Raw genomic sequence first — 4,299 nt, forward strand, 5'->3', positions numbered from 1 at the left:
CCCGCTAACACCAGAATGAGATCGGCTCTTGCGAGGCTGGACTATCAAACACGAATACCTGAAAGACATTAAGCCCAAACCCGCCTCTTGAAGGAGGAGAAAAAATGAAACGCATCGAGATGGAGATGAGCGGCGGCTGCCAGTGCGGTGCCGTGCGCTACCACGCAAGCGCTATGCTCGACAACTCGCATCTCTGCCATTGCCGCATGTGCCAGAAAGCCTCGGGCAACATCTTTGCCGCGCTCGTCGCCGCGCCCGATGAGGCGCTCACCTGGACACGCGGCAAGCCGAGCGTCTGGAAGAGCTCGGAGCTTGTCGAGCGCGGCTTCTGCGCCAATTGCGGCACGCCATTGTTCTTCCACCACCTCGAAAACGGTCGCACCAACCTGATGATTGGTTCGCTTGACGATCCGCACGCCTTCCCGCCGCTTGCCAGTACCTGCACCGAGAACATGGTGGCGTGGTTCGATACGATCACGGGCATAGAAAACACCGGTGCTACCGAAAATAACGGAGCCGACTGGGCCGCGGCGATCAAGGAGAGCAACAACCAGCACCCTGATCACGATACCACCTCGTGGGTGGTGAGGAGGCGTGATGGCTGAGTACTATTCCGGCGGTTGCCAGCGCGGCGCTGTCCATTGCCGCTAATTCGTGCCTCGAAGCAGCCGTCAGCTTCCGGCCCATTCGGGTCATTCAAAAAAGTGGTTCGCGAATGGCTATGGTGGCCCGGCCCGTGAGCGCGCCTTCTCGCTGCATGACGGCGGCAAAGAAGCCGTATCGTTGCGCGCGGGCGTCAGCGACAGATAGTCCGGATGAGATGAGTTCGCCAGCTGCGGCGCGGCCTCATTAAGCGGCACAACACGAAAGACTGGACACGCCGCCAGGAAAGCGGCCACCTGGTCCTCATTTTCCTCGGGCAGCATGGAGCATGTAGCGTAGACCACCCGTCCACCGGGCTTCACCAGGCGTGCCGCGCTCGCCAGGATCCGGGCCTGCAACGACACAAGCTTGTCCAGACCCTGTTCCTCCCGTGCGCGCCAGCGCGCGTCGGGATTGCGTCGCCAGGTGACGGTGCCGCTGCATGGCGCGTCGACCAGCACGCGATCGAAACCACCCTTGTGGCGCTTGATTCAGCCGTCTCGCCGGCCAGGAGCCTCGTCTCGATATTGTGCAATCCGGCCTGGGCCGCGCCGACCTGATCGGTCCCCGCCCCGATCAGCTCGTGCCCGCTCACCAGCCGCCCGGCACCGGCAAGGCCGCCGCCACGAAGCGCCCGGTGCGCCCGATCGGCAGAGGACAGAGATTCACCACCAAGGGCGTGCCCTTTCCAAAGAAGTGTCCCAGAACGCTCCATCTGCATAGCTGATCTGCCGAGTGGCGATCCGACCCACAAGCAGATCCGATTTCGCCGGCAGCGTGGCGCCCGCATGTCGGCCATAGAGACGGCTGTTTCTGCTTCCTGAAAGCGGACGACGCGGTGAGGAATGGACAAATCGAAGTTGCGCCATTTGTGGAAATTCGAGGCGAGGTCGGCCAACGTCTGCAATCGAAGGCAGGGCCGGACATCCCCCTCATTCGGGAGGCCCGTCCTGAGCAAGCGTTGGCGAAATGCTCTGCATCGGCCGTGCCCCTAGGCCTCATCCGCGATCCATGCGAGCGAAGCTCCATGCGGGTCGGTCCAGGCGACAGGAGTGCGGTTCACAGAGAGGAGGAAGCGCCCGGGTGGCCAGCTTGTTCCTGCGCGCGTGGCGATGGACGGGAATGCGCGGGGGAACTCGTTCGATACCCAATATGGAGCGTGACGCATCGCCTGCCCGGCGAAAGCCTCCCTGTCTGCGGGCTCGGAGATGTAGTCGAGGACGGCCGTGTGAAAGACGACAAGGGTGGCGTCCTTTGGGGCTTCGCTGCAGAGCCGAGCGAACTCGCTCCCGCGCAAGTCGCCCTTCACGATCCGTGGCTTGACCGTGGCAGCGATCTTCACTGCCGCCTGCAGAATGGCAAGCCGCTCCGTCTGCTCCGGCCAGACCAGTGTCTCAAGCTATGCGACTTGCGCAGGATCTGAAGCATCGATTGGACTGAGGTCCAGCCCCGCTCGCCAGACGACGTGCGGCGCGGCCGTCGGCAATGGGGTCGTCTCGCTGACGGAGCAACGCAAGATAGGCGGCTCCGAGGCCATCGAGGGTGGGCGGATCGCCTTGCGGCCGTAGTCGTAGCCATAGAGGTCGGGCATGAGGCAGAGCCCGGCGGAGGTTCCGACCTCGAGGAGCGCCAGCGGCTGCGGCAATCGCGCTAGGACGGGGAGCAGCGAGGCGCACCTTCCTGGTTCGTTGGTTTGTGTCGAACGCTCGAGCATCAGCGAACGGACAGCGTCGGGGTGGGCCAGGAGCACCTGACGAAACTCGGTCCAGCCCTTCGGTGTGCCGAACAGGTGACGCACCGCCGCAAGCAGAAGGTTCGGTTGCCTTTTCGTGTCCGGGAGGGTCGATAGGAAGCCGAGTGTCTCCCGGTCTCCATCAACCGCAGGAGCCAACGCCTCGTAGAGCGGCGAACGGCCGTGGGCTTCCGTATCGGCGAAGTGAACATACCGGGCTGAGATCTCAGCCAAGCCCTCCTCATCCATGTCCGGTGATCCCTCGACTACGACTTCTGGTCACAGTACACGATCTTCGGGTGTGATGGCAGTCAAACAAGCGATGCCTCGGAGCACCGGCCGACGGAGGGCCAGTGTGATTCCAGGGGCTGCCGCTATGTCGTGTTTTCCTGAGAAGTGTTAATAAGCTTCCGCTGGATTGCCCGGCGTGACGGCGATACGCGCGACCTGAATGGCCATGTTAATGTCCATTCTTGATCAAGGGAGGATGGCGCCATGGAAACCGCAGAACTACGATATAATTGGGCCGATCCCGACGTCTACGAGACATTCATAGGGCGCTGGAGCGAACATCTGGCAAGCCCATTTCTTACCCGTGCCAATGTTGCTCCGGGCAGTCGCGTGCTCGATGTAGCATGTGGGACGGGTGTGTTGTCGAAAGCACTGGCCGAGGCGGGAGCGCATGTGATCGGTGTTGACGCATCGGAGGGATACCTGGACGGAGCCCGCCGTCGACGATCCCACCCCAATATCGCATATGAACACGGCGATGTCCGGCAACTGCGGTTCGACGCCAATTCTTTCGATGCGGCAGTTTCCACCCTGGCCCTGGACGTTATCCCGGAAATTGAACAGGTAGTTGCCGAGATGAAGCGCGTGACCCGTCCAGGCGGCGTGGTCGCGTCCGCCGTTACTCAGTTCTTTGGTGGCATGCCCGCATTCGATCTCGTCATTAACACCGGCGCCGTGCTTGAGGCCGACTTCGCAAGGCTGAGATCCATGCGGGCGGGGCGTCAGCTCTTCTGGCCTGATGGTCAGGCAACGCTGTGGCGGAAGATCGGCCTCGTCGACGTGACCGAGATTCCCATTGTCGTGGATTGCGAGTATGCGTCCTTCGCCGATTATTGGGCCACGTTCACCGACGGCCCAGGCAGCACCACACCCACATTGATGGCTCTTTCTGGCGACGCCCGCGGTTCGATCGAACAGCATGTTCGTGCTGGGTATCTGGTTGGCTTGCCCGATGGACCCCGGTCATTTCCTATGATGTTCCGTATGGTGCGTGGCTTGGTCCCAGCGTAACACTGGAGAGCATGCATTGGGGCCTCCGCCGGCCGCGTGTACGCAGTTCTAAGACCTACCCGAGGGTTGATCATCAGCTATCGTTCCTCGGCAGCCAAAAGTGCCAGGCCGCTTCCGGCCCCATTCAGGTCATTCAAAAAAATGGATCGCGAATGGCTATGGGCCCACCTGGGAGCGCACCTTCTCGCTGCATGACGGCGGCGAAGAAGCCATCGGTATCGTTGCGCGCGGGCGTCAGCGACAGGTAGTCCGGATGAGATGAGTTCGCCAGTTGCGGCGCGGCCTCGTTCAGCGGCACCACACGAAAAGCGGGATGTGCCGCAAGGAACGCTGCCACCTGGTCCTCATTCTCCTCGGACAGCATAGAGCATGTCGCGTAGGCCAGCCGTCCACCGGGTTTCACCAGGCGCGCCGCGCTCGCCAGGATCCGGGCCTGCAACGACACGAGCTTGTCCAGACCCTGTTCCTCCGGCGCGCGCCAGCGCGCATCGGGATTGCGTCGCCATGTGCCGGTGCCGCTGCATGGCGCGTCCACCAGCACGCGATCGAAACCACCTTTGTGGCGCTTGATCCACCGATCCGTTTCGCCGGCCAGGAGCCGCGTCTCGATATTGTGCAATCCG

4 protein-coding genes and 2 pseudogenes are annotated in these 4,299 nt (G+C 62.3%); 3 read left to right on the forward strand and 3 right to left on the reverse strand.

What is annotated here, in order from left to right:
• Positions 1-104: 104 nt before the first annotated feature.
• Positions 105-605, forward strand: a complete 501-nt coding sequence (locus EOA27_RS24765) for a GFA family protein (RefSeq protein ID WP_126081571.1) — start codon at positions 105-107, stop codon at positions 603-605.
• A 114-nt stretch (positions 606-719) separates the two neighbouring features.
• Here EOA27_RS24765 and EOA27_RS41580 read toward each other — a convergent pair whose 3' ends face one another.
• Positions 720-1,103 carry a hypothetical protein gene (locus tag EOA27_RS41580; RefSeq protein WP_245466966.1) on the reverse strand — a complete coding sequence of 128 codons (384 nt, stop codon included), beginning with the start codon at positions 1,101-1,103 and terminating at the stop codon, positions 720-722.
• Positions 1,104-1,183: 80 nt separating this feature from the next.
• Here EOA27_RS41580 and EOA27_RS42275 point away from each other — a divergent pair.
• Positions 1,184-1,369 (forward strand): annotated as a pseudogene (locus EOA27_RS42275) (hypothetical protein); the annotation flags it as partial.
• Positions 1,370-1,633: 264 nt separating this feature from the next.
• On the opposite strand, the pseudogene EOA27_RS24775 reads toward EOA27_RS42275, so the two are convergent.
• Positions 1,634-2,623: pseudogene (locus tag EOA27_RS24775) on the reverse strand (DUF2332 domain-containing protein).
• Between the two features lie 246 nt (positions 2,624-2,869).
• Here EOA27_RS24775 and EOA27_RS24780 point away from each other — a divergent pair.
• Entirely contained in the window at positions 2,870-3,676 is an 807-nt protein-coding gene (locus tag EOA27_RS24780) for a class I SAM-dependent methyltransferase (RefSeq protein ID WP_126081570.1), read from the forward strand.
• Positions 3,677-3,809: 133 nt separating this feature from the next.
• Here the strand turns inward: EOA27_RS24780 and EOA27_RS24785 are convergent.
• Positions 3,810-4,299, reverse strand: a 490-nt coding sequence (locus EOA27_RS24785) for an RsmB/NOP family class I SAM-dependent RNA methyltransferase (protein WP_145970511.1), incomplete at its 5' end; no start/stop codon positions are given.

The organism is Mesorhizobium sp. M2A.F.Ca.ET.037.01.1.1, assembly GCF_003998075.1.
Lineage (GTDB): Bacteria > Pseudomonadota > Alphaproteobacteria > Rhizobiales > Rhizobiaceae > Mesorhizobium.